This is a genomic window from Bradyrhizobium lablabi, assembly GCF_018129385.1.
Classification (GTDB): domain Bacteria; phylum Pseudomonadota; class Alphaproteobacteria; order Rhizobiales; family Xanthobacteraceae; genus Bradyrhizobium; species Bradyrhizobium lablabi_C.
Genome location: NZ_JAFCLN010000003.1, coordinates 22,186 through 45,371, shown reverse-complemented (window position 1 = coordinate 45,371; position 23,186 = coordinate 22,186). Strand labels below are relative to the sequence as shown.

The window sequence follows — 23,186 nt, the reverse complement described above, 5'->3', positions numbered from 1 at the left end:
AGAAAATCAGGAGATATGGATAGATGACCGGATAAATGATGGATATAGACACGATTGACCGCAAGATCCTCTCAATTCTCCAGGGGGATGGCCGTATCGCGAACGTCGAGCTGGCGGAACGCATCGGCCTGTCGCCAACCTCGATCGGCGAGCGGCTGAAGCGTCTCCAGCGCGACGGTTTTGTCGAGGGCTATGGCGCCCGCCTGAACCCGCACCGGCTCGGTCTCGGGCTTCTGGTATTCGTCGAGGTGATGCTCGACAAGACCACGCCTGATGTCTTCGAGCGCTTTGCGCGCGCGGTGCAGAACGCGCCGGAAGTGCTGGAGTGCCACATGGTCGCCGGCGGTTTCGACTATCTGGTCAAGGCGCGCGTCGCCGACATGGCGGCTTGGCGCAGGTTCCTCGGCGAGCGGCTGCTGGCGCTGCCGGGGGTACGGGAGACAAGGACCTACGCCGTGATGGAGGAAGTCAAACGCGATGCGCCGTTGCCGGTTGGCTGAAGGACACACTCGCCGACAAAATCGCGCACCGGCCCAAAGGCGGGCGGCCGGAATGTTGGCACTGAAAAAAGCTTGCGCTAGCTTCCGGCCATCTCGAACGGGGCAGCAAACACCATGAGAGAGAAGCGGCCGAAACACGCAACATTTGCGCGCGCAACGCTCGCGTCGCTCGTTGCGTTGTTCGCGGCGGTGATCGCGGTTCCCTGTTCGGCGCAGGCGCTGCGGCCCAAGGTGGAGTACCTCTACAGCTCGGTCTCGATCTATCCGCCCTCGGCGACCTCGATGACGGTGTGTTACGGCTTCGTCTGCCGCCGCCGCTACATCCTCGACTTCACGCCTGCCGACAAGGCCGCGCTGACGCAAATTCTCAAGGCAGGACAGGCATCCGCCGCGGCGGAGCGCGCGGCGCTACAGAAAGCGGTGATCTGGTTCGATCGGCGCATGGGGCCGATCCTCGGCACCGACAAGCGGGTGGCGAAGGCGGATTTCCGTTATTTCGACGACAAGCACAATTACGATTGCTGGGACATCACGCGCAACACCACCAGTCTCTTGCTGGTGCTGAACATGTGGGGCCTGCTGAAATTCCACGACATCGGCGATCCCCATTATCGCGGCAACGCGCTGGTGCTTCAGACGCCGCACAACACGTCGGTGCTGGTCGACCGCGCCACCAAGGTCGAATGGGTGCTGGATCTGTGGCCGCGCGGCTATCTACAGCCGCCCGATGTCATGACCGTCGCGCAATGGGTGACGGAAGACTGAGACGGATCAGGCGCGTGCCGAGGGCGCACAAAACAGTTCGCCTGACCGGGCGCATGCCATTCCAAAAAATTACTGAAAAGCGAACCCCCGGGTCGCGTCCGGGAGTAAGCCGCCCGCTTAACCGCTAGACCTTGAGATTTTCGGCAGAGGTCTTGCCGCGATTGGCGACCTCTTCATATTCCACGGTCTGCCCTTCGTTGAGTGTTGTAAGTCCGGCCTTCTGGACGGCCGAGATATGAACAAAAATGTCCTTGCCGCCACTCGAGGGCTGAATGAATCCATAGCCCTTGGTCGGGTTGAACCACTTAACAGTACCTTTAGCCATTCACGTCGTCTCCGCGGAATCAAAAAAGTAAAAGCGAACCGCCGGTCCCCGCACGCACCGAAAGGTTCATGAACAAGGATACGCGGGATGCGGGCGGCTTGATAGCGCAAATCCGCATGCGATTGCGGCGAAAAGGCCGCTGATCGCGGCGCAATTTGGGCAATTTGCAGGATTTGCCTAAAATCGGTGCTGGTTGTTTGAGCGGCCTTCAAGGCTTCTCGGTGGCAAGGAGCGTGCACTTGTATACCGAACGAGCGGCTCCCCCACCGTCACGATCCATCACAAGCGCTCGACTGCGTGGCGCAGCCAGACCATTCCGCCTTCGAGCGTCTCGCAACTGATGAGCCGAAGCGCCTGGCCGGCGCCGGGACGATCGCCCTCGGGGCCGTCATAGTCGACGATGGTTTGCGTCCCCGCCACGCCGTCGACCGCCGGGTGGATGAGTGTGCTGAACTCATCGATCAGCTTGTGCTTGAGGAATGCACCGTTGATCCTGCCGCCGCCTTCGAGCAACAGTTTCCTGACGCCGAAGATGGTGGCGAGCTCGCTCATTGCGGAAGCAAGGTCATCGCCTTTCGCGCCGGCGAAAATGTAGGAGACGCCGTCCTCGCGCAACTCGGCCAGATAAGCGTCGGAGACTTGCTCGCCCAGTATCGTGACGACATGATCGCCGCCGACATTGTCCTTGCCATAGTGAACGCGCCCCGAGGGGTCGATCGTGATCGCAAGCTTGCGGCTGTTACGATTGGCGACATGAGGTTCGCGCGGCACTTTCGCCGCATTGGCGATGGTTCTCTCGGATCCCTTCGCCATCTCGCTCATGGTCTTGCGGCCGACCAGCCATCCATCGGCGCCAAAACTGTCGTGCACCTTCTCATAGTGACCGCGCAACACGGCCGGCGATATCCCCGCAGCAGCCGATGTGAAGCGGCTGGGATGAAGGCGGCCATCGATGGATGTGCCCATATGGCAAATGATGTAGGGACGCATGGCAAACGGCTCTTGAGGTTCGGCGAGGAGAAGCGAGGAGGGGATAGATATCCCTCATATAGCCTGCGGGACCAACCTCTCAATTGCGCGGCGTTGCGCGTGCCATGCAAAAATCCCCGGCTGCGCGAAGCAGCCGGGGCTTTTTTTGAAGCCGGCGGAACCGGATTCGATTACCAGTAGCGGCACACGTTGATGGTGCGCAGCCGATAACCCCACGGCGTCAGCACCATGCGGGTGCGGTAGCAGCCGCCGAAGCCGGGATCGACATAGCCGACGCCAAAGTGCAGATGCTTGTGGTGATGATGATGCGGCCAGAGACCGCCCGCCGAAGCGGAGGTCGGAGCCAGCGCCATGGTGCCGAGCGAAGCGGCGGCGACGAGGGCGAGGGTGAGTTTGCGAAGCATGGTCGTTCTTCCTCTTGAGATGATGCGCTGTGCACCGCTCGGTGTCTTGGCGCGTTGGGTTTGGTCTTACCCATCGCCCGTCAGTCGGCATCGGGAAGAACGCGGTTCGAGAATGCCGGATTACAAATGCGGACAGGTTGCTGAACGCGCGTTCAGGTGTGCGGAAGATCACGCAGGGGAAGGGTTGCGCGGCAAGCGCATCGACATGGTTAATTCACAACGCATCCGTCGCCCCTGCGAAAGCAGGGGCCCATACGCCGCGGCAGAGATTGTCCTGAAAAGGTGGTGGACGACTTTGTTCAACAACAGCCGCCGGTGGTTATGGGTCCCTGCTTTCGCATGCTTTCGCAGGGACGACGATAGAGTGACGTGTGTAACTACGCCGCCGCCTGTTGCTCCTCCACCAGCAGCGCCGCCAGCGTCTTCGTCTCCATCACGCTGCGCACGATCATCGGCTCGTTGCGGCCGCGGATTTCGACTTCGTGGCGCGGCAGCGCATCTTCGGCAAGCCCGGCGGTGGCGCGCACTTCGTCCGATACCACGGCCTCGCAGGTGAGCTGCTTGGTCATGTCCTGTAGCCGGGCCGCGACATTGACGGGATCGCCGAGCGCGGTGAACACCATATGGTCGCGATAGCCGATGTCGCCGACGATCACCTCGCCGCCGTGGATGCCGACGCCGAAGCGGATCGGCTCGCGCAAATCATGGCTCAGGAACTTGTTCAGCTCGTCGACATTGGCCGAGATCATCGCGGCCGCCCGCAATGCCTGCCGGCAGGCCTCGCGCCGCCCGGTGGCGAGCCCGAACAATGCCAGCATGCCGTCGCCGACGAACTGGTTCGGCCGGCCGCCGCTCTCCAGCACCGCCTGCGATACCGCGCCGAGGAAGCGGTTGACGATGAAGACAGTGTCGAACGGCAGCCGCTTCTCGGCGAGTTTGGTCGAGCCGCGCATGTCGACGAACATGCTGACGAGGTAGCGCTCCTCGCCGATCCGCGTCGGGTTGGAGCCGTATCCTTCGGCGGAGACCGCGTGCGGCAGGAAGAGCTGGAAAAAGGAGAGATCGCCCGCCGGGCGCAACTGGCAGGCAAGCCGGATCGAGGGATCGTCGGTGCCGACCCGGCGCAGGACGAACGCTTCGCGCTGCGAAGGCTCGGGCAGGGCGGCGTGATCGCCGATGATCCGGATGCGGCAGGTTGAGCAGCGCGCCCGGCCGCCACAGACGGAGGCATGCGGCACGTTGTTGCGCAGGCTCGCTTCCAGCACGGTCAGTCCCTTCGGCACGCGTATGGTGCGGCCGTTGCCATAGGACAGGTTGATCATGCCGCCGCGCCGCTCATGCAGGGCGCGCGCGCCTCGCGCCAGCAGCGCGAGTGCGATCAGGGAGAGATAGCCGATCAACGTGTAATCGACGGCAGCATCGAGCGCGGCTTTCTGATCCCGCGTGCCGATCTGGCTTTCGGAAAGATTCTCGGCCCGCCATTCGACGCTGTCGCTGTCGACGACACCCCGCCCGCCCTGATAGACGCCGAGGATGGCGAGCGCGGGCAGCAACACCGCTGCCGCAAACAGCAGAGGGGCGGCGCGCTTGTAGAACGGCTTCATCCGCAGCCAGAGATGCAATCCGATGCAGCCATGGATCCAGGCGGCGAGGATGGCGGCAACCAGGCTCCAGATCCGCCATGCGGGCCAGGAAACGAAATAGGCGAACAGCACCTGCGGATAGAGTATTTCGTGGCCGTACAGCGTCAGCGCCAGCCGCACGCCCAGCACATGCGTGATGACCAGCAGCGGAATCGAAAGGCCCAGTGTGAGCTGGATCAGCTCCATCGTCTTCCAGCGGAATTGCCGGCGTTCATACAGCGCCCAGAGGCCAAGGAAGGTATGCACGAGACACGCGCCATAGAACACGATCGATACGGGCAGAAATTGCCAGAACCCGGCGTGCAGCTTCACCCCGTCCGCCATCGCCTCCAGCGAGATATTGCCGAGCGCATGATTGACGAAATGGCTGAGCACATAGCCGAACAGGATCATCCCGCTGACGAGGCGGATCTGGCGAATGCCGATGCCGCGCAGCGGGTTCGTCAATCGCTCCCGGGCAGGCGGGGCCGTATGTGTCATGGAGTCCATATCGCCGATATTAGAGTTTATTCCCGCCCGCGGCCACTGTCTCCCTCGTCGTCCCTGCGAACGCAGGGACCCATACTCCGCGGCCTCTCTTCAGGCACGTGGGCAGACACCTTCTAAAGCAAGAAATGCCTGTGGTTATGGGTCCCTGCGTTCGCAGGGACGACAGGCGAAAGTGTCGTTGACACCCCCGTCATACTCGGGAAGAAAGCGCTCGTGACGACCATCCCACCCAGCAATATTCCGGACCATCTCGCCCGCCGTCAGTGGTGGGCCGTGATCGCGCTGATATCAGCGATGACGGTAATGCGGCTGATCTACGCTGGTGTGCTCGAGCTGCGCACGGATGAAGCCTATTACTGGACCTGGTCGAAGGAAAACGCGCTGTCCTTCCTCGATCATCCCCCGATGATCGCCTGGTTCGTCCGCTTCGGCACCGCGATTTTCGGCGATACCAATCTCGGCGTGCGCTTTACCGGCATTCTGGCGATGCTGGTCACGCAGCTCCTGATCGCCGACATCGTCCGCCGCGTCACCCATGATTTCCGCGCAATCATCTTTGCGCTGCTGATGCCCGAGGCCGCGTTGTATTACGGGCTGTTGATGGCCAAGGTCTCGCCCGACACCGCGCTGATCCCGTTCGCGGTGGCGATGCTGTGGTCGCTGGTTCGTCTCGCACAGAGCAATGATGGGCGCTGGTGGCTGGCTGCCGGCCTGTTCGCGGGGCTTGCGGTGCTGTCGAAATTTACTGCCGTGATGCTGGTGCCTGCCGTGCTCGCCTTCGTGTTGGTGCCGGCCTGGCGGTCGCGCTGGCTGCTCAGCCCGTATCCGTGGCTCGCCGCGCTGATCGCGCTGATCGTATTCTCGCCGGTCCTGATCTGGAACTATCAGTACGACTTTGCATCGTTCCGCTTCCAGTTCGTGCGCGCAGTCGCCACGCATCCGTTCTCGTTCCGCACTGTCGGCGAGTTCATCGGCCTGCAACTCGGCCTGGTCGGTTTCGTGCTGCTGCCGGTGGTGCTGTCGGGCGTGACGCTCACCGCATGGCGAGGCTATCGCAACCGCGAACCGGTCGCGATCCTGCTCTCGACCGCTGTCATCGTGCCGTTCCTCTACTTCTTCTGGAAATCGCTGACGCTGCGGGTCGGCGATACCTGGCCGATGTTCTTATGGCCCGCCGGCTTTGCCGCCACGGCCATCAACCTCGCGATGCTGCCGAAGGAGGGTTTTCCGCAATGGATGGTCAAGTCGACCGTCTCATGGGCAAAAATCGCCGTCGTCTCCGGCATCGCCTTCGTGGTCGGCGTGTTCTTCTACTATGTCGCCGCGCCCTGGAATCTGATCGGCCGCACCGATCCGGTCGGCGGGGAGGCGGGCTACGAGCAGGTCGTCGCCCGCGCGGATGAGCAACTGAAGAAGACCGGCGCGACCTGGATCGCCGCGTCGGACTATCGCACCCACGCGATGCTGCGCTGGTATTTCAACGGCCGCGTGCCGGTGGTCCAGATCAATGAGCGCGGCCGTTTCCAGGGATTCGGCGACCCCGGCATGGATCGCATCAAGGGCAATCCCGGCCTCTATGTCGCGCGCGAGCCGGACAATCTGCTGCCGCTGTGGAGCGCGACGATGGCCACGCGGACGCCGCTCGAGCGCGTCGAGCGAAGATGGCGCGGCACCGTGATGGACATCTACACGCTGGAAAAGATCTCGGGCTGGACGCCGGAGCTATCGCCGCCGCCGGGCTCGCCGCTGTTCAAAGTGCGCGAGCTGGCTGGTGAAGTGCGTTCTCTTCCTTCTCCCCTTGTGGGAGAAGGTGGCATAGGCGGCCTTCGGCCGCCGTCTCTGAGAACGCCGATGCATCGCATCGGCTATGGCGCCGGATGAGGGGTGTCTCTCCGCAAGCGCCGGCGCATGCGGAGGCAACCCCTCACCCAGCCGAGTTTGACGCACGGTCAGCGTAGCCCTCTCCCACAGGGGGAGAGGGAGCATTCACTGGCGCCTCATTCTTTCTCTTCCCGCTTGCTCAGCAAATCCTTTGCAAGATCGGACAGCACCGGGCGCGGCAGCGCCGTAAACGGCAGCGGCCGCGTCAGGTCGATGGCAGCCAATCCCAGTCGCGCCGTAAGCAGCCCGTTCAGCACACCTTCGCCGAGCTTCTGCGAGAGCCGTGCCGCAATCCCGTGGCCGAGCACCTGCTGCACCAGGCTGTCGGCGGTGGCCATGCCGCCCGTGATCGCGAGATGAGAGATCACCTGCCGCATCAGGCTGATCATGCCGAGCGTGCCTGGCCGACCGCCATAGAGCCGCGCCAGTTGCCGGATCAGGCGCAGTGCCGCCACGAACACGAACACCACGTCGATGAGCGCGCGCGGGCTGACCGCGGTGACGACCGAGACGCGCTGGGCGGCTGATGACACCAGCCGCCGCGCCTCCGCGTCGAGCGGCGTCATCAATTCGCGCTCGGCCAGCTTGATCATGTCGGCGCCGTCGATGATGTCGTCGGCGTGGCCTTTCAACGCGACGCGCGCGCGTGCCAGTTGCGGGTTCTGATGCGCCAGCTTCAGCAGATCGTTGACGACCTCCCGGCTCGCGGCGCGATCGTCGGTGCGCAGCACTTCGGCGGCGCGCAGATGCAGCTTCTCGATCGCCGCCAGCCGCATCAGGCCGAACAGCTCGCGGCCGGTCACGATGGCGAGTGCGAGGGCGGCGACGGCGGCGAGGCCAAGCCCGAGATAGCCGAGGGTCTGGCTGCGGGCGAACAGATCCTCGATCAGATGCGTGACGGCAAGCCCAAGCCCGAGCGACAGCAGCCCGCCGGTGGCGGTCCAGAACATGGTGCCCCAGCGGAAACCGCGGCGCGCCGGCACCAGCGGCGTATCGACCGGCACGGGCAACTGGGCGGGATCGGCTTCCGGCGTGATGCGAACGGTGCCGCGCGCGAGGCGGCCGGTCTCCTCCGCGTCCATTACGACCACATTGGCGTCGCCGAGCTTGAACGTGGCCGGACGGCGCGGCGTCTTCTCGCTCATTGCAGTCGGTCTCCGATCAGGAACTGGAGGGCGCGGTCAAGGCGGATATGTGGCAGCACAGGCTCGCTGTCACCCTCCTGTTCGAGCCGCGGTGGCCGGAATTTCAGGAAACGGAAGTCGGCCTTGTCGGAAGGCGTGCTGGAAAGCCCGCGGAACGCAGCGCCCTTGAACAGCGCCTCGGGATCGTCGGGCAGGTCGCCCGGAAAGGTCGCGACCTCCGTCTCGCCGTCAAAGGTCTCGCCATTGGCGGTTTCGCCCTTCGCCGGCGTGCCGAGCAGCGACGGCAGCTTCTCCCGGCCGCGCGTCACGATCGCCTCGCGGGTGGCGCGCACGGCAGCGAGCGCCACCACGTCGATGGTCGCTTCCGCGTGTTCGGCGCGCTCGGCCGCTCTCGCCACGATCCGCCGCAGGATCGCCTCCAGCCGGTCGTGGCTCTGGTGATGCAGATGATCGGCTTTGGTGGCTGCAAACAGGATGCGGTCGATGCGCGGCCGGAACAGCGTGGAGAGGATTGTGCTGCGGCCGATCCGGAAGCAATCGAGAATGCCGGCAAGCGCAGCCTCGAGATCGTGCAGCGCTTCCGGTCCGGCGTTGAAGGCCGCGAGCGCATCGACCAGCACGATCTGGCGATCGAGCCGCGCAAAATGATCGCGGAAGAACGGGCGGACCACGACGTCCTTGTAGGCTTCAAAGCGCCGCACCATCATCGCCCACAGCGATCCGTCCGGCGCGCTGCCGCCCGCGGGCACATCGAGCGGCGCAAAGGTCAGCGCGGGCGAATTGGCGAGATTGCCGGGCATCAGGAAACGGCCCGGCGGCAGCAGGCTCATGGCAAAGCGTTCGTCGCGGCAGGCGCGCAAGTAATCGGTGAACAGCCGCGCGGAAGCGAGTGCGGCCTGCTCGTCCTCGCGGCCTTCGGCGGTGAGCGCGGAAAGATAGCGGTGCCATGGCTTGGCGAGGCTTGCCCGCAGCGGCTCGCGCGACAGCGCCAGACTCTCGGCCGACCACTCTGCAAAGCTCTTGTTGAGCAGCGGCAGGTCGAGCAGCCATTCGCCGGGGTAATCGACGATATCGAGGGTGAGCGTGCGGTCGGCGCCGTTCTGCCGCTGGTAGTCGATGACCAGCCGCAATTCGCTGATGTCGGTGGTCGAGCTCGGCCACAGCCGTTCGGAGATCAGGGTGTGGATGTGGCTCTCATAGGCAAAGCGCGGCACCGCATCGTCGGGCTGCGGCTCCAGCCGGGCGCGGGCGATCCGTCCCGTCGCGTACGGCTCGAATACCGGAAACCGGCCGCCGCGCGTAAGACCGTGGATCAGCGCCGAGATGAACACCGTCTTGCCGGCGCGCGACAGGCCGGTCACGCCAAGCCGCACCGTCGGATTGAAGAAGTTGTCACCGTAGTCCCACAGCGCCCGCGCCGACAGACGCGCTTCCTCGACGATATCGGAAAAGCTGGGAGTCATGCGGGGAGGGGTGCTCACGTGAGAGGCAATGTGCCGAAAGAACAACAAAGTGGCGATTAACTGGCCAAAATCAAGCAGGAGATGGCAAGTCCGTTCATGAACGCTTCGTTGACCCCGTGATATCCATGATCTATCCGCTCCCAAGGGCAAGGACAGCGCGAGCCGCCATGACCGTTTTCAGATTGAAGCAACTTGCTTCCAACTCGTTCCATGCCGCCGCCGATGCGATGCATTGGAACTACGATCGTGCCGAACTGATCGCGGACGGCGTCATCCATGCGGTCGGCATCTGCTTCGGGCTGGTCGCCGCCACCGTCCTGATCGTGCTCGCCTCCGTCTATGCCACGCCGCTCGATATCGTGGTGTCGTCGATCTATGTCGCTGGATTGCTTGCGATGTTCGGCCTGTCGGCCACCTACAATCTGTGGCCGGTCTCGCGCGCCAAGTGGCTGCTGCGCCGCTTCGACCATTCGGCGATCTATATGCTGATTGCTGCGACCTACACACCGTTCATCATGGAGGTGAAAGGGAGCCTGCTGGCGATTGCGCTGCTGATCGGGGTGTGGTGCGCCGCGATCGGCGGCATCGTGCTGAAGCTGCGATATCCCGGGCGGTTCGACCGGCTCTCGGTCGGGCTCTATCTTGTCATGGGCTGGAGCGGCCTGATGCTCTATGATTCCGTCGTGAAAGCCCTGCCGGCCATGGCGATTGGCTTCGTCATCGCAGGCGGGATCCTCTACAGCCTTGGCGTGGTGTTCCACACCTGGCAGCGGTTGCGCTTCCAGAATGCGATCTGGCACGGTTTTGTGCTGTGCGGCGCGGCCTGTCACTACACGGCGGTGCTCGACATCGTCCTGAAGTGAGCGATAATAAAGCCGGCCGAACAAAGACAAGAAAGCGCGGGAGGGAGCGATGCAGGTGGCCGGCAAGGTCGTCGTCGTCACGGGCGGTGGTAACGGCATTGGACGCGCCATGTGCGAGGCCTTTCACCGCGCCGGCGCCGCTAAAGTAGTGGTCGCCGATATCGATCCCAACGCCGCGCGTGCCGTGGCCGGATCGATCGACGGCGCAGCGTTCAAATGCGACGTCGGCAAGGAAAAGGACATCGCCCACGTCATCGAGGAGACCGAAAAGCAGTTCGGCCCGATCGCGCTGTTCTGTTCCAATGCCGGCATCGGCGGCGGTTTCGATCCGGTGTCGGTGAACGCGGGCGGCGATTCCGACGAGCCCTGGCAGCGAAGCTGGGCCGTTCACGTCATGGCGCATGTCTATGCGGCGCGGCACCTGATCCCGCGTTACAAGGCGCGTGGCGGCGGCTATTTTCTGAATACGATTTCTGCGGCGGGACTGCTGTCGCAGGTCGGCAGCCCGGCCTATTCGGCGACCAAGCATGGCGCGGTCGGCTTTGCCGAGAATCTCGCGATCTCGCACCGGGCGGACGGCATCAAGGTTTCGATCCTGTGCCCGCAGGGCGTCGACACCAACATGCTGCGCTCGATCCCGAAGGGCCCGCAATCCGGCGACGGCGATCTCTCGCCCGAGCAGGTCGCGCAGGACGTTCTCGCCGGCCTCGAGCAGGAGACCTTTGTGATCCTGCCGCACCCGCAGGTGCTCGGCTATATGCGCAAGAAGACCGAGAATTACGACCGCTGGATCGCGGGCATGGCGAAGATCCAGGCGAAGATGCGCGAGACGTACGGGAAGTAGCAAACCCTCATGGTGAGGAGCGCGAAACGCCTCTCGAACCATGAGGCCCCGGTCCCGATGTCGCCATCCTTCGAGACGGCGCTAGCGCGCCTCCTCAGGATGAGGTCTGTCACCGCGCCGTGATTGCCGCGATGAGCAGCGCAAAGGCCAGCGTGGAAGCGATTGTCCGCACGTGATTCCAGAAGGTCCAGTCGCTGAGATAGCGTGTCCACAGCACCTGCGCCTCGGGGCTGGCGAGATTGACCGCCGCAAGCGCGTTGTTGAGGGGAACGTTGAATACCATCGTCACGACGAACATGCCGACCACATAAAGCAGCCCGCCGGCGATCATTGCCAGCGCGCCGGGTTCGTTCCACCGGATCAGCCCCAGCACCGCGAGCAGCAGGCAGGTTGCGGTCGATCCGAGGAATACGGGCAGGAACAGCGACTGCACGATCACCTTGTTGATCGAGTTCATCGCCGCAATGCCGGCGGCCTGGTCGATGCGGCCGAGCGCGGTCATGATGAAGGTCGAGAATGCAAAATAGAGCCCCGCAAGCAGGCCGCATCCGATGGCGGAAAGCCACAACAGGGCAGTGACGACGTATTGCATTGGCGATCTCCAAATACGAGGAATTATCGTATTTACAAAAGCGATAAACTCTCGTATTTAATCCGTCAAGGCCTGATTGGAGGAAGGACGTCATGTCGCGGAAGAAGGCGGAAGCGAAGGAGACGGAACAATCACCGCCAAAGCGTTTTCAAGCGAAGTGGGAGCCGGTTCGCGTGAAGAAAACGCGTCAAAACAAAAGAACAGAGCCCCGTTCCGATTCAATCGGAACGGAAAAGGCTCTGGCCCGGCTGGTTCCGGTCCAGAAGCGCAGCCGCGACCGCTTCGAACTGATCCTTGCGACCGCGGCGGAAATCCTCACCGAAAAAGGCAGCGAAGCCTTTCGCATGAGCGACATCGTCGAGCGCACCGGCGTCGCCTTCGGCTCGCTCTACCAATATTTTCCCGACAAGACGGCGATCATCGGCACGCTGGCGGAACGCTACAACGCGGTCGGGCGCGACTGCGTGGCGCGCGATCTGTCCGTGATGAAGACGGCCGCTGACCTGCATCCCGCACTTTGCCGCATCACCGACAGCTATTATCGGATGTTCACCGACGTATCAGTGATGCGCGATATCTGGCAGGCCACGCAGGCCGACCGCGCGCTGCAGAAACTTGACGAGGAGGATGTGGCCTATCTTGCGGGCCTGTTATCAGCTGCCCTGCGCGGTATCGCCGCGGATGCACCAAAACCGGCGCTGGAAGCTTTTGCGCGATTGACCATGACCCTGATCGCCGCCGCCGTGCGCCACGCGATCACCTTGCCGCCAAAGGATGCGCGCAAAATGCTCGCGCTATTCAAGCGGATGCTGCCCGCCGATCTCTCGGCGCTCGCAGCCTAGTCCTTCTTCGTGTAGAGCAGCGGCACCGCCGAATCCACGATCACCTCGATCAGGCTGGTGCCGTCATGCGCAAGCCCGCGCTTCAGTGCCGCAGCGAGTTCGGAGGACTTTGTCACCCGCACCGCGTCGCAGCCATGGCCTTGTGCAAGCTTTGCGAAATCAAGACCCGGTAGCTCAATGCCGGGCACGTTGCGCACCTGCATCACCTGGCTGAACGAGCGCATCGCGCCGTAGCCCTGATTGTTGATGACGACGACGGTGAGCGGCAGCTTGCGTTGCGCCGCCGTCCACAGCGCCTGGATCGAATACATCGCCGAGCCGTCGCCGATCAGGCAGACGGTGCGCGCACCCGGACGGCCCAGCGCCATGCCGACCGAAGCCGGCAGGCTGTAGCCGAGGCCGCCGCTGGCCATGGTGTAAAAACTATCCTGCCCGCGCATCGGCATGAATTTTTGCATCAATGGGCGATGCGAGGGCGCTTCCTCGACCAGCACGGCATTATCCGGCATCGCCGCTGCAAGCTTATGCAGCAAAAATTCGACCGGGATCGGATCGCCGGCCGATGGCGCAGACGGCAACACGCGACCGGCCGGCGTCGCGCGCCTTGTTTCGGCCAATTGCCCGAGCAGCGCGGACAGCGCCGGCTTCATCGTGCCGATGATGCTGGTGCCCGTGGGCGTGATCGCCGCCGCGGTCGGATCGTCGGTGATCTGGAAAATCGTCGTCGCGCCGTCGAAGATCGAGGCATGGCCCTCGACATGAAAGGTGAAGACCGGCGCGCCGACCACGACGACGAGATCGTGATCGCGCAGCGCATCGGAAAGCTGTCCCGGTGAGGCATGCAGGAAACCCGCAAATTGCGGATGCCGCTCCGGAAACGAGCAGCGCGCCGAGAATGGGCTCGCCCACACCGCGGCCTTTGCTTTCTCCGCCACATCAACCATGAGATCGACGGCCTCTGCGCGATCAACGCCGGGGCCGACCACAAAGGCAGGTCGCTTGCTGTCGGCGAGCGCTGCGGCGAGCGCCTTGATCGCGCCCGGCTCGGGGCCGAGCTCGCGGCTGACGCTACGGGCCTCGACCGGCGCTGTCGCATGGGTCCAGTCGTCGATCGGCACCGAAACAAAGGTCGGCCCGCACGGTGGCTGCATCGCCACATAGTAGGCGCGTGCGATTGCCGCCGGCACGTCTTCGGCCCGCGCGGGCTCGATGCCGTATTTGACGTAAGGCTGCGGAAATTCCGCCGCGCGTTCGGAAAACAGAAAAGGCTGCAACGGCATGATCGAGCGGGACTGCTGGCCCGCGATGATCACGACGGGGGTCTGGTTGCGATAGGCGTTGAAGATGTTGCCCATGGCGTGGCCGACGCCGGCCGCCGAATGCAGGTTGACGAAGGCGGCGTTGCGGGTGGCCTGCGCATAACCGTCGGCCATGCCGACGACGGAGGATTCCTGAAGGCCCAGCACGTAGTCGATGTCATCGGGCCAGTCGCTGAGGAACGGCAATTCGGTCGAGCCGGGATTGCCGAAGACTTTTTTGACGCCGAACGCGCGCAGCAGCCCGAAGGTGGCGTCCTTGACTGTGACGGATTTGGCGGTGGCTTTGGCAGGCTTACGGGACGACGACATTTCAGTGACTCTCGAAAAAGCTTCCACCGTCATTGCGAGGAGCGAAGCGACGAAGCAATCCAGCTTCCTTGCGGCGAAGCGAAGCTGGATTGCTTCGCTTCGCTCGCAATGACGGTGGGGCTACCACGTTGCCTGGCCCTTCATGGTCGCCTGTCCAGCCGAGTTTGCGGTCCAAAGCTCCATGCCACCTTCATTTTCATTGGCGTTGACCGAGAACTCGCTGCCCTCGAACAGCGGCTGCAATCCGCGATAGACGAATTTTTTCGGCGGCTGGCCGCCGTGCAGCTTCGCCGCGAACTCGATGATGAACGACGCCTGCAACGGGCCGTGGAAGATCAGGCCCGGATAGCCCTCGACCTTGGTGACGTAGTCGCGGTCGTAATGGATGCGGTGGCCGTTGAACGTTAGCGCCGAATAGCGAAACAGCAGCACTTCATCGGCCATGTGGCTCTCGCGATGTTTTGCGGACGGCGGCGCGGGCGCGGCCTTCGGCGCAACTTGCGGTCCGCTCGTCGCCTCGCGATAGACGATGTCGTGGCGCTCCTTGATCGCCGTGCCGCGCGGTGTCGTGATCTCATGGTGGACCGCGACGAAGCACAGCGTGCCGGTGGAGCCGCTCTTCAGCGTCACATCAGAGATACGTGACGAGCGTTTCACCTCGTCGCCGACGCGCAGGGCTTCAAAAATTTCCAGCTCGCCGCCGGCCCACATCCGGCGCGGCAACGGCACCGGCGGCAGAAAGCCGCCGCGGGTCGGATGGCCGTCCTGGCTGAGCTGCGACATCGGAAACACCGGCGGCGCCAGGCACCAATGCGTGGTGAACGGCGCGGCATCGCCCGCCTTCGGTTGCCCGATCTCCTGAAACAGCGTTGCACGCAGGCCTTTTACGAGCTGCGCGGTGACGACGTCGGTCGCTTCCTCGGTGCGGCCGATCCATTGCCTGAGATGTTCGATGTCGGGCTTCTCGCCCGCGATGGCGGGAGCACTCATGAGGATTTCCTGACCGGTTGCGCCTTCAGCATTTTCTTGGGCAGTTCGTGATGTTGGCCGACGGCAGGCACACCGCGATATTGACGCGGTTGGCCGACCACCATCATGGCCGGGGCGGGATAGCTGACCTTGCCGTTCGGCGTGTCGACCTCGATGCGGCGCAGATGCGGATGCCTGGAAAGATCGTCCATCGAATTTACTTCGGCGAACGCGATGTCCGCATCCGCGAGCTTCGCCAGCAGTTCATCGCGCGTCAGCTTGCCAAAGCTGTCGGCCACGGCCTTATCGGTGTCCGCACGGTTGTGCACGCGCGCTACATTGTTGACGAAGCGCGGATCGCTCGGCAGGTCGGGCTGGCTCATCACCTTGGCGCAGAACACCTTCCATTCGCGTTCGCTCTGGATCGAGATCAGGATGTCCTTGCCGTCCTTCGAGCGGAACACGCCGTAGGGCGCGACCGAGGGATGGGCGAGGCCCATGCGCTGCGGCGGTTTGCCGTTCTCGGCATTGAGCAGCGGAACGGTGCACCAGTCCGCCATCACGTCGAACATGGAGATGCGGATATCGACGCCCTTGCCGGTGCGCCCGCGCCCGATCAGCGCTTCCAGGATCGAGGCGTGCGCCGTGGCGCCGGTCGCGACGTCGACGATCGACATGCCGACGCGGGAAGCGCCTTCCGGCCCGCCGGTGATGGAGGCAAGCCCGCTCTCGGCCTGGATCAGCAGGTCATAGGCCTTGCGGTGCGCGTAAGGCCCTTCGTCGCCATAGCCTGATATGGTGCAGGTGATCAGCGAGGGATAATCGCGCCGCAGCCGCTCCAGCGAAAAGCCGAGCTTGTCCATCGAGCCGGGCTTGAGATTCTGAAGCAGCACGTCGGCGCTGGCGATCAGCTCTTCGAGGGATTGCCGGCCTTCCCTGGTGGCGAGATCGATCACCACCGAGTCCTTGCCGCGGTTGAGCCAGACGAAATAGCTGCTCTGTCCCTTGGCGGCAGCGTCATAGCCGCGGGCAAAGTCGCCCTCGGGGCGTTCGATCTTGATGACATGCGCGCCGGCGTCCGCCAGCCGCGAGGAACAGAACGGCGCCGCCACCGCCTGCTCGACCGCAATGACGACTAACCCTTCCAGTGGCAGCATGGTCGCCTCTCAATAGGAGCGGGGCATGCCGAGCACATGCTCGGCGATGAACGATAGCACCAGATTGGTCGAAATCGGCGCCACCTGGTAGAGCCGCGTCTCGCGGAATTTTCGCTCGACGTCGTACTCTTCCGCAAAGCCGAACCCGCCATGGGTCTGGATCGCGGCATTGGCCGCTTCCCAGGACGCATCGGCCGCCAGCATCTTGGCCATGTTGGCTTCGGCGCCGCAATCGAGCCCGGCTTCATATTTGCGGGTGGCTTCCTTCACCATCAGCTCCGCCGCGCGCATCGATGCATAGGCCTTTGCGATCGGGAACTGGATGCCTTGATTTTGGCCGATCGGACGGCCGAACACGGCGCGCTCCTTGGCGTAGTTCGAGGCCTTCCCGATGAACCATTTGGCATCGCCAATACATTCCGACGCGATCAGGATGCGCTCGGCATTCATGCCGGAGAGGATGTAGCGAAAGCCCTTGCCTTCCTCGCCGATCAGGTTTTCGGCCGGCACCTTCATGTCGGTAAAGAACACTTCCGTCGTGGAATGGTTCATCATGGTGCGGATCGGGCGGATCGTAAGCCCGGCCTTGCGCGCCTCGCGCATGTCGACCAGGAACACGGAAAGGCCCTCGGTCCGCTTCTTCGCCTGTTCCTTCGGCGTGGTGCGAGCGAGCAGCACCATCAGGTCGGAATATTCGGCGCGGCTGGTCCAGATTTTCTGGCCGTTGACGACATAGCTGTCGTTGCCTTCGCGCTTCGCCACCGTCTTCAGCGAGGAGGTGTCCGTGCCACTGGTCGGCTCGGTGACGCCGAACGCCTGTAGGCGCAACTTGCCGCTGGCGATCTGCGGCAGCCATTTCGCCTTCTGTTCGTCGTTGCCGTGCCGCAGCACGGTGCCCATGGTGTACATCTGGGCGTGGCACGCGCCGGCATTGCAGCCGTTGCGATGGATCTCTTCCAGGATTGCGGTCGCCGCGGAAAGCTTCAGCCCCGCGCCGCCATATTCCTCGGGGATCAGCACCGAGAGATAGCCGGCTTCCGTCAGCGCGTTGACGAAGTCGGACGGGTACGCCATCTCGCGATCGAGCTTGCGCCAGTATTCGCCGGGAAACTGGGCGCAGAGTTTTGCAACCGCGTCGCGGATGTCGGCATATTCGTCATGTTGTTGTTCTTGTGCGGTCATTGACCCTTACCGGTAGCGTTTCCGTTGCGGTTTGTCGTGCCTTGCAGTTGTGAAGCGGCTGCAAAGCCCTTATGCTCATTCGTTATAGCGTATTAGCCTGTATTCCAAGATCGGCAAGTATGGATTTCCGACAGTTGCGGACCTTCAGTTATGTTGCCGAGCTCGGCAGCCTCAGCAAGGCCTCCGACACGCTGCGGATAGCGCAGCCCGCGCTGAGCCGTCAGATCAAGCTGCTCGAGCATGAATTGCGCGCCGAGCTGTTTACCCGCAACGGCCGCGGCATGGTGCTGACCGAGGCGGGCCGCCTGCTGCTGGCAAGAACCGCGGGCATCGTGCGGCAGATCGATCAGATCCGCGACGATATCCAGTCCTCGGGCGGGCCGCCTTCGGGACGTGTCGTGCTCGGGCTCGTTCCCACCGTGAGCTGCGTGATATCGGCGCGGCTGGCGCGGCGCACGGTCGAGCGCTTTCCCGGCATCTCGCTGTGCATCGTCGAAAGCTACAGCGGGCATCTGATCGAATGGCTGCATCGCGGGCAGATGGATATTGCCGTGATCTACGGCCCGTCGGTCGATCTGCATCTGAGCGTGCAGAGCCTTGGCCGCGACAAGATCGTGGCGGTCGGGCCGCGCGGCTGCGGGCTTGCCCGCAAGAAGCAGATCCAGCTCGACTGGCTGCTGAAACAGAAATTGGTGCTGCCCAGTCATTCGCATGGACTCCGGGCGTTGATCGAGCATGCGGCGGCCAAGCACAAATTGAAGCTCGACGTACAGATCGAGGCCGATTCCTTCCGTGTCCTCACCGGCCTCGTCGAGGAGGGCCTTGGATATGCGCTGCTGCCGCCGTCGTCGGTGCGCGGCGAGGTCGCGGACGGCCGGCTGGAAGTTGCCACGATTGCCAAATCGCCGCCGATGCGCGAACTCACCCTCGCGTCCCCGATCGACCATCCGCTCTCGATCGCCACGGCGCTCATCACCGATCTGCTCCGCAGCGAAATCAAGGCCTGCCGTGATGAAGGTCTTTGGGACATCACCTTGAGCTGACCTTAAGTGACGGCGAAGCCGAGATGCTCGCGAAAGCGGTTCTTCAGGAACACGCCGTCGCGCGGCGGCAACGCGCGCTCGACATGACCGGTGGCGATGTGGATGCGCGCGAACCGTGGTCCGCCATTGATGTCGTGTAACTGCGGCCGAAAATCCGCGATACCTTCCATAGCCGAAATTTCCGTAATCGAACGAAAGCCCGCACCCGACGCGATCACATCCAGCCGCGCGCCGAGGCCGGAATGGCTGGTCTGCATTCCCGTTTCGCCGAACTGGCCGTTGTCGAGCACGACGATCGAGAGGTTGCCGGCCTTCTTCGCGCCGATGGTCAGCAGGCTGCCGATACCCATCAACTGCTCGCCGTCGCCGGTGATGACCGCGACCGGCCGCTTCGGCTGCGCCAATGCGAGGCCGAGACCAACCATCGCAGCTCCGCCCATCGCGCCCCACAGGTAGAAATTGGCGGAGCTCTCGCCGGCGTCGAACACATCGTAGGAAGAGGAGCCGAGGCCGCTGATGACGAGCAGGTCGCCGCGGTCGGCCAGCAGCGCCTTCACCGCCTCGCGGCGGGGAAGTGCATTCGACTGTTCCATCACTTGTTCTCCGTCCACTTCTTGCGGCCGAGCATGCGCTGCGAAATAAGGATCGCGATCTGCTGATCGCCGTCGAAAGCGAGCGAGCAGGCAGCTGAAACCACTTCTTCCGCGTCCTCCGGCCGTTCCAGTCGCAGTACCGTGACGCCCATGATCTCGAATGCCTGCGGCGTCGCCTTTCCCATCGGGATCTGCCATGGGTTGAATTCCGCCCACTCGCCGCGCATCGTCACCAGCGTCAGCAAGGGGATGCGGCAGCTCGCCATCAGCGAAAGCATGTTCACGCAATTGCCGACGCCGCTCGACTGCATCAGCAGTGCGGCACGCGCGCCGCCCAGCCAGGCGCCGGCGCTGAGCGCCACGCCTTCCTCTTCTGTGGTCAGGACCGTGGTCTGGATCGCCGGGTCGGCGTGGGACAGCTCGATCAGCCGGGAATGGCCGGCGTCCGGCACATAGGAGATTTGCTTGACGCCATGAGCCTTCAGCGTGCGGTAGATGGCGTTCGGCCAGTCCATCTGGACGGCGGCGCCGGGGGCGGCAATGTTCATCTGGGGCCTCGATCGTGACACGCGCGGGCGCGTCATCGCGATCCATCATCTAGGCCGGAAGCGGGCCCGCCGCCCTTCCCATCTCGTTCGAACGGCTATGCCGGAATTGTATAGGCGGGCTTCAGCCGAAACCGGCCGGCATGTCGACTGCCCGCATGGTGGCGGTGGCAAAGGCGCAAATGCGCTCGGCACCGGCTTTCCGCGAGACCACGTCGACCTTGACGACGACGATGGTGGAGCCGGCCTGGATGGTTTCGGCCCGCGCGATGATTTCCTCGCCGTCGGCGGGCGACAGAAAATTGACCTTGATTTCGACGGTGACGGCGAGTTTGCCGGCGGGCATCGACGAAGTGGCGCAGGCCCCGGCGGCGTGGTCGGCCAGCGCCGTGATCACGCCACCATGGAAATGGCCGAAGAACTGTGTCAGCTCCGGCTTCTTCGCCAGCGCCATCGTCACCCTGCCGGGCTCGGCCGACACTACCCGCATGCCCGACGACTTGGGAAAGCCGGGCAGGTTCATGATGCGGTCGAGAACCGCGAGTTGCTCCGCCCCCACGCGCGCCTGTCCTTATCCCGGAATACGCACCGGCAATTGCTCGATGCCGCGCACGAAGGAGGAATAGACCCGCTTCGGTTCGCCGACCACCTCGATGCGGTCGAAGCGCTTCAGCATTTCCTGCCACACGATCTTGAGCTGGAGCTCGGCGAGGCGCATGCCGACGCAGCGGTGGATGCCGAAGCCGAACGACAGATGGGTGCGGGGCCGCGCGCGGTCGATGATGAACTCATCGGGCTGCTCGATGCCTTCCTCGTCGCGGTTGCCCGAGACGTACCACATCACGACGCGGTCGCCCTTCCTGATAGTCTTCCCCCCGAGTTCGGTATCCTCGAGCGCGGTGCGTCGCATATGCGCCAGCGGCGTCTGCCAGCGGATCACTTCCGGCACCATGGAATCGATCAGTTCAGGATTGTTGCGAAGCTTCTCGTACTGTTCGGGATACTCGTTGAGCGCCAGCACCGAACCGCTCATGGTGTTGCGCGTGGTGTCGTTGCCGCCGACGATGAGCAGGATGATGTTGCCCATCAGATTGTCGGGGTCCATGTAACGGGTGGCGTTGTTGTGCGCCATCATCGAGATCAGGTCGTTGCGCGGCTCGGAGTTGACGCGCTCGTTCCAAAGTTTTGTGAAATAGGCGTAGCACTCGTCCATTTCCCGGCGCCGCTGCTCCGGCGAGTCCACGACGCCGCTCTTGGGCAGCGCGGTGGAGACGTCGGACCAGCGCGTCAGCTTGCGCCGTTCCTCCCAGGGGAAGTCGAACAGCGTCGCCAGCATCTGGGTGGTCAGCTCGATCGAGACGCGGTCGACGAAGTTGAAGGTCTCGTTACGGGGCAGGTTGTCGAGCACGGTAGCCGAGCGCTGCCGGATCAGCTTTGCCAGCTCGTCGAGATGGCTCGGCGTGAACATCGGCGACACCGTCTTGCGCTGATCGGCGTGCCTCGGCTGGTCCATCGCGATGAAGCTTGGGTAGTCATAGCCGGGCGGCACGTCGCGGATCGAGATGCCGCCGAGCGTGGAGTCGGAGGAGAAGATGCCGTGATTGGTGTCGACATGCATGATGTCGTTGTACTTCACCACGCTCCAGTACGGCTCGATCGGCGCATTGGTGCAGTAATGCACCGGCTCTTCCTTGCGCAGCCGCTCGAACCACGGCCACAGCGTGTCGTCCCGGAACAGGCGTGGCGCGCCGGGATGAAAATCCTTCAGGGGAGTAGAGTAGGCTTCCTCGCGGGCCTGGCGGAGACGTTCGGCCTTGTCGGCTCGAACGGCAGTGTGAACGTTCATAGTCTTCGTTCCCCGATGGCGAGCTGATTTGCCCGACAGTTTACGCGCAAGACCGGCTCAAGTCTCGCGGAGATTGTTTATGCGGCAATCCGCACCGGCAGGGTCTCGTAGCCCTTGATGAAGCTCGAATAGACCCGCTTTGGCTCGTCGACCACCTCGATGTTGTCGAAGCGTTTGAAGATCTCCTCCCAGATGATCTTCAATTGCAGTTCGGCGAGCCGCATGCCGATACAGCGATGGATGCCGAAGCCGAACGAGATATGTGTGCGCGGACGTGCGCGATCAATGATGAAGTCATACGGCTTCTCGATCACTTCCTCATCACGATTGCCGGACACGTACCACATCACGACCTTGTCACCCTTCCTGATCTGCTTGCCGCCGAGCTCGGTATCTTCGAGCGCGGTGCGGCGCATATGGGCAAGCGGCGTCTGCCAGCGGATCACTTCCGGCACGAAGGTGTCGAGCAGCGCCGGGTTTTCGCGCAGCTTCCTGTACTGTTCCGGATATTTGTTGAGGGCATAGAGGCTGCCCGACATCGTATTGCGGGTGGTGTCGTTGCCGCCGACGATCAGCAGGATCAGGTTCCCGAGAAAATTGTTCGGGTCCATGTCGCGGGTGGCCTCGGTATGTGCCATCATCGACAACAAGTCGTTGCGCGGCGGTCCGTTCAAGCGCTCCTTCCAGAGCCTTGCGAAATAGCTCGCGCATTCCATCAGTTCGGCCTGCCGCTCGTCTTCGGTCGCAACGAGCCCGCCGGCGCCGGGCACGGTGGTGGCGACGTCGGACCAGCGTGTCAGCTTGCGGCGGTCTTCCCAGGGGAAGTCGAACAGCACCGCCAGCATCTGCGTGGTCAGTTCGATCGAGACGGTATCGACGAAATCGAACACCTCGCCCCGAGGCAGGTTGTCGAGACAGCTTGCCGAACGCTTGCGGATGTTGACGGCGAGTTCGTCGATATTGGTCGGCGTGAACATCGGCGCGACGCTCTTGCGCTGCGCGGAATGGCGAGGCTGGTCCATCGCGATAAACATTTCGCGGCGCAGCTCTTTCGGCGCATCGCGGATGGTGATGCCGCCGAGCGCGGCGGCCGACGAGAACACGCCGTGATTGGTATCGACGGCCATGATGTCGTTGTACTTGGTCACCGACCAGTACGGGCCGAACATCGAATCCTTACAGTAATGGATGGGGTCTTCCTTGCGCAGCCGGTCGAAATACGGCCAGTGCGTGTCCGTGCGAAACAGTTCGGGATCGCCCGGATTCAAATCCTCCAGCGGCAGCGAGTTGGCTTTTTCCCGGGCCTCGCGCAGCGAGGCATCACTCGCTTGGTCAAGCGTTCCATGCATGGTGGCTTCTCCCCGTCGGTGGTTCGGCCGGTGCGTTGCCGGCGAATGTTTTACCCTATTACACCCCGGCCGGCACTGTCGGGCAAGAGCGACTTTTCGCACCTCGCCAAAGCACTGAAATGTCGGCT

At 63.4% G+C, this 23,186-nt stretch carries 23 protein-coding genes; 7 read left to right on the top strand and 16 right to left on the bottom strand.

The features are described 5' to 3' along the window. Nucleotides 1-38 precede the first annotated feature (38 nt). A complete protein-coding gene (locus JQ628_RS06905; RefSeq protein WP_212221234.1) occupies nucleotides 39-500 on the top strand; it encodes an Lrp/AsnC ligand binding domain-containing protein in 462 nt (153 codons plus the stop codon). Between the two features lie 114 nt (nucleotides 501-614). Continuing rightward, nucleotides 615-1,265, top strand: coding sequence for a hypothetical protein (locus tag JQ628_RS06900; protein WP_212221233.1), 651 nt, complete (start codon nucleotides 615-617; stop codon nucleotides 1,263-1,265). Between the two features lie 124 nt (nucleotides 1,266-1,389). Here JQ628_RS06900 and JQ628_RS06895 read toward each other — a convergent pair whose 3' ends face one another. The 4 genes from JQ628_RS06895 to JQ628_RS06880 all read right to left on the bottom strand — a co-directional run bounded on the left by JQ628_RS06895 (nucleotide 1,390) and on the right by JQ628_RS06880 (nucleotide 5,116). Then, the gene (locus JQ628_RS06895; protein WP_212221231.1) at nucleotides 1,390-1,590 is read right to left on the bottom strand and encodes a cold-shock protein; all 201 of its coding nucleotides are present in this window, start codon (nucleotides 1,588-1,590) and stop codon (nucleotides 1,390-1,392) included. Between the two features lie 279 nt (nucleotides 1,591-1,869). Beyond that, entirely contained in the window at nucleotides 1,870-2,580 is a 711-nt protein-coding gene (locus JQ628_RS06890; RefSeq protein ID WP_212221229.1) for a dihydrofolate reductase family protein, read from the bottom strand. A 170-nt stretch (nucleotides 2,581-2,750) separates the two neighbouring features. Beyond that, entirely contained in the window at nucleotides 2,751-2,984 is a 234-nt protein-coding gene (locus JQ628_RS06885) for a hypothetical protein (protein ID WP_212221226.1), read from the bottom strand. A gap of 377 nt (nucleotides 2,985-3,361) precedes the next feature. Beyond that, complete coding sequence (locus JQ628_RS06880; protein WP_212221225.1) at nucleotides 3,362-5,116, bottom strand: adenylate/guanylate cyclase domain-containing protein; 1,755 nt, start codon at nucleotides 5,114-5,116, stop codon at nucleotides 3,362-3,364. A 294-nt stretch (nucleotides 5,117-5,410) separates the two neighbouring features. On the opposite strand from JQ628_RS06880, the gene JQ628_RS06875 reads away from it, so the two are divergent. Further along, nucleotides 5,411-6,997, top strand: a complete 1,587-nt coding sequence (locus tag JQ628_RS06875; protein ID WP_212222206.1) for a glycosyltransferase family 39 protein — start codon at nucleotides 5,411-5,413, stop codon at nucleotides 6,995-6,997. Between the two features lie 116 nt (nucleotides 6,998-7,113). Here the strand turns inward: JQ628_RS06875 and JQ628_RS06870 are convergent, their stop codons facing one another. Both JQ628_RS06870 and JQ628_RS06865 read right to left on the bottom strand, forming a co-directional pair. Continuing rightward, entirely contained in the window at nucleotides 7,114-8,142 is a 1,029-nt protein-coding gene (locus tag JQ628_RS06870) for a YcjF family protein (protein ID WP_212221223.1), read from the bottom strand. Then, complete coding sequence (locus tag JQ628_RS06865; protein WP_212221221.1) at nucleotides 8,139-9,605, bottom strand: YcjX family protein; 1,467 nt, start codon at nucleotides 9,603-9,605, stop codon at nucleotides 8,139-8,141. Before JQ628_RS06865 ends, JQ628_RS06870 begins: the two co-directional genes overlap by 4 nt. Before the next feature lie 167 nt (nucleotides 9,606-9,772). On the opposite strand from JQ628_RS06865, the gene trhA reads away from it, so the two are divergent. Both trhA and JQ628_RS06855 read left to right on the top strand, forming a co-directional pair. Further along, entirely contained in the window at nucleotides 9,773-10,468 is a 696-nt protein-coding gene (trhA, locus tag JQ628_RS06860) for a PAQR family membrane homeostasis protein TrhA (protein WP_212221219.1), read from the top strand. 49 nt (nucleotides 10,469-10,517) lie between these two features. Further along, complete coding sequence (locus tag JQ628_RS06855) at nucleotides 10,518-11,312, top strand: SDR family oxidoreductase (RefSeq protein WP_212221217.1); 795 nt, start codon at nucleotides 10,518-10,520, stop codon at nucleotides 11,310-11,312. A 109-nt stretch (nucleotides 11,313-11,421) separates the two neighbouring features. On the opposite strand, the gene JQ628_RS06850 is transcribed toward JQ628_RS06855, so the two are convergent. Next, nucleotides 11,422-11,904 carry a DUF1772 domain-containing protein gene (locus tag JQ628_RS06850; protein ID WP_212221215.1) on the bottom strand — a complete coding sequence of 161 codons (483 nt, stop codon included), beginning with the start codon at nucleotides 11,902-11,904 and terminating at the stop codon, nucleotides 11,422-11,424. A 221-nt stretch (nucleotides 11,905-12,125) separates the two neighbouring features. Between JQ628_RS06850 and JQ628_RS06845 the strand changes: the two genes are divergently transcribed. Beyond that, entirely contained in the window at nucleotides 12,126-12,746 is a 621-nt protein-coding gene (locus tag JQ628_RS06845; RefSeq protein WP_349628039.1) for a TetR/AcrR family transcriptional regulator, read from the top strand. Here JQ628_RS06845 and mdlC read toward each other — a convergent pair. The 4 genes from mdlC to JQ628_RS06825 all read right to left on the bottom strand — a co-directional run bounded on the left by mdlC (nucleotide 12,743) and on the right by JQ628_RS06825 (nucleotide 17,682). Further along, a complete protein-coding gene (gene mdlC / locus JQ628_RS06840; RefSeq protein ID WP_212221211.1) occupies nucleotides 12,743-14,374 on the bottom strand; it encodes a benzoylformate decarboxylase in 1,632 nt (543 codons plus the stop codon). The two genes, JQ628_RS06845 and mdlC, sit on opposite strands and share 4 nt — an antisense overlap. 120 nt (nucleotides 14,375-14,494) lie before the next feature. Next, a complete protein-coding gene (locus JQ628_RS06835; RefSeq protein WP_212221209.1) occupies nucleotides 14,495-15,364 on the bottom strand; it encodes an FAS1-like dehydratase domain-containing protein in 870 nt (289 codons plus the stop codon). Continuing rightward, nucleotides 15,361-16,500 carry a CaiB/BaiF CoA transferase family protein gene (locus JQ628_RS06830; protein ID WP_212221207.1) on the bottom strand — a complete coding sequence of 380 codons (1,140 nt, stop codon included), beginning with the start codon at nucleotides 16,498-16,500 and terminating at the stop codon, nucleotides 15,361-15,363. Before JQ628_RS06830 ends, JQ628_RS06835 begins: the two co-directional genes overlap by 4 nt. Nucleotides 16,501-16,509: 9 nt before the next feature. After that, the gene (locus JQ628_RS06825) at nucleotides 16,510-17,682 is read right to left on the bottom strand and encodes an acyl-CoA dehydrogenase family protein (protein ID WP_212221204.1); all 1,173 of its coding nucleotides are present in this window, start codon (nucleotides 17,680-17,682) and stop codon (nucleotides 16,510-16,512) included. A 119-nt stretch (nucleotides 17,683-17,801) separates the two neighbouring features. Between JQ628_RS06825 and JQ628_RS06820 the strand changes: the two genes are divergently transcribed. Then, complete coding sequence (locus tag JQ628_RS06820; RefSeq protein WP_212221203.1) at nucleotides 17,802-18,725, top strand: LysR family transcriptional regulator; 924 nt, start codon at nucleotides 17,802-17,804, stop codon at nucleotides 18,723-18,725. Nucleotides 18,726-18,727: 2 nt separating this feature from the next. Here the strand turns inward: JQ628_RS06820 and JQ628_RS06815 are convergent, their stop codons facing one another. From JQ628_RS06815 to JQ628_RS06795, 5 genes are all read right to left on the bottom strand, one after another. Continuing rightward, nucleotides 18,728-19,318: a thiamine pyrophosphate-dependent enzyme gene (locus tag JQ628_RS06815; RefSeq protein ID WP_212221201.1), complete on the bottom strand. Its 591-nt coding sequence runs from the start codon at nucleotides 19,316-19,318 to the stop codon at nucleotides 18,728-18,730. Then, a complete protein-coding gene (locus JQ628_RS06810) occupies nucleotides 19,318-19,866 on the bottom strand; it encodes a thiamine pyrophosphate-binding protein (protein ID WP_212221199.1) in 549 nt (182 codons plus the stop codon). Before JQ628_RS06810 ends, JQ628_RS06815 begins: the two co-directional genes overlap by 1 nt. Nucleotides 19,867-19,987: 121 nt before the next feature. Then, nucleotides 19,988-20,422 (bottom strand): PaaI family thioesterase, encoded by a 435-nt coding sequence (locus tag JQ628_RS06805; RefSeq protein ID WP_212221197.1) that lies wholly within the window; start codon nucleotides 20,420-20,422, stop codon nucleotides 19,988-19,990. Between the two features lie 12 nt (nucleotides 20,423-20,434). Continuing rightward, nucleotides 20,435-21,709: a cytochrome P450 gene (locus JQ628_RS06800; RefSeq protein ID WP_212221195.1), complete on the bottom strand. Its 1,275-nt coding sequence runs from the start codon at nucleotides 21,707-21,709 to the stop codon at nucleotides 20,435-20,437. A 77-nt stretch (nucleotides 21,710-21,786) separates the two neighbouring features. Then, the gene (locus tag JQ628_RS06795) at nucleotides 21,787-23,058 is read right to left on the bottom strand and encodes a cytochrome P450 (protein WP_212221193.1); all 1,272 of its coding nucleotides are present in this window, start codon (nucleotides 23,056-23,058) and stop codon (nucleotides 21,787-21,789) included. Nucleotides 23,059-23,186: the final 128 nt, after the last annotated feature.

What these genes read in the sequence shown, in the direction of transcription:
- JQ628_RS06905 (WP_212221234.1), top strand. Translation starts at nt 39, where the DNA reads ATGGATATAGACACGATTGACCGCAAGATCCTCTCAATTCTCCAGGGG.
- JQ628_RS06900 (WP_212221233.1), top strand. Translation starts at nt 615, where the DNA reads ATGAGAGAGAAGCGGCCGAAACACGCAACATTTGCGCGCGCAACGCTC.
- JQ628_RS06895 (WP_212221231.1), bottom strand. Translation starts at nt 1,590, where the DNA reads ATGGCTAAAGGTACTGTTAAGTGGTTCAACCCGACCAAGGGCTATGGA.
- JQ628_RS06890 (WP_212221229.1), bottom strand. Translation starts at nt 2,580, where the DNA reads ATGCGTCCCTACATCATTTGCCATATGGGCACATCCATCGATGGCCGC.
- JQ628_RS06885 (WP_212221226.1), bottom strand. Translation starts at nt 2,984, where the DNA reads ATGCTTCGCAAACTCACCCTCGCCCTCGTCGCCGCCGCTTCGCTCGGC.
- JQ628_RS06880 (WP_212221225.1), bottom strand. Translation starts at nt 5,116, where the DNA reads ATGGACTCCATGACACATACGGCCCCGCCTGCCCGGGAGCGATTGACG.
- JQ628_RS06875 (WP_212222206.1), top strand. Translation starts at nt 5,411, where the DNA reads ATGACGGTAATGCGGCTGATCTACGCTGGTGTGCTCGAGCTGCGCACG.
- JQ628_RS06870 (WP_212221223.1), bottom strand. Translation starts at nt 8,142, where the DNA reads ATGAGCGAGAAGACGCCGCGCCGTCCGGCCACGTTCAAGCTCGGCGAC.
- JQ628_RS06865 (WP_212221221.1), bottom strand. Translation starts at nt 9,605, where the DNA reads ATGACTCCCAGCTTTTCCGATATCGTCGAGGAAGCGCGTCTGTCGGCG.
- trhA (WP_212221219.1), top strand. Translation starts at nt 9,773, where the DNA reads ATGACCGTTTTCAGATTGAAGCAACTTGCTTCCAACTCGTTCCATGCC.
- JQ628_RS06855 (WP_212221217.1), top strand. Translation starts at nt 10,518, where the DNA reads ATGCAGGTGGCCGGCAAGGTCGTCGTCGTCACGGGCGGTGGTAACGGC.
- JQ628_RS06850 (WP_212221215.1), bottom strand. Translation starts at nt 11,904, where the DNA reads ATGCAATACGTCGTCACTGCCCTGTTGTGGCTTTCCGCCATCGGATGC.
- mdlC (WP_212221211.1), bottom strand. Translation starts at nt 14,374, where the DNA reads ATGTCGTCGTCCCGTAAGCCTGCCAAAGCCACCGCCAAATCCGTCACA.
- JQ628_RS06835 (WP_212221209.1), bottom strand. Translation starts at nt 15,364, where the DNA reads ATGAGTGCTCCCGCCATCGCGGGCGAGAAGCCCGACATCGAACATCTC.
- JQ628_RS06830 (WP_212221207.1), bottom strand. Translation starts at nt 16,500, where the DNA reads ATGCTGCCACTGGAAGGGTTAGTCGTCATTGCGGTCGAGCAGGCGGTG.
- JQ628_RS06825 (WP_212221204.1), bottom strand. Translation starts at nt 17,682, where the DNA reads ATGACCGCACAAGAACAACAACATGACGAATATGCCGACATCCGCGAC.
- JQ628_RS06820 (WP_212221203.1), top strand. Translation starts at nt 17,802, where the DNA reads ATGGATTTCCGACAGTTGCGGACCTTCAGTTATGTTGCCGAGCTCGGC.
- JQ628_RS06815 (WP_212221201.1), bottom strand. Translation starts at nt 19,318, where the DNA reads ATGGAACAGTCGAATGCACTTCCCCGCCGCGAGGCGGTGAAGGCGCTG.
- JQ628_RS06810 (WP_212221199.1), bottom strand. Translation starts at nt 19,866, where the DNA reads ATGAACATTGCCGCCCCCGGCGCCGCCGTCCAGATGGACTGGCCGAAC.
- JQ628_RS06800 (WP_212221195.1), bottom strand. Translation starts at nt 21,709, where the DNA reads ATGAACGTTCACACTGCCGTTCGAGCCGACAAGGCCGAACGTCTCCGC.
- JQ628_RS06795 (WP_212221193.1), bottom strand. Translation starts at nt 23,058, where the DNA reads ATGCATGGAACGCTTGACCAAGCGAGTGATGCCTCGCTGCGCGAGGCC.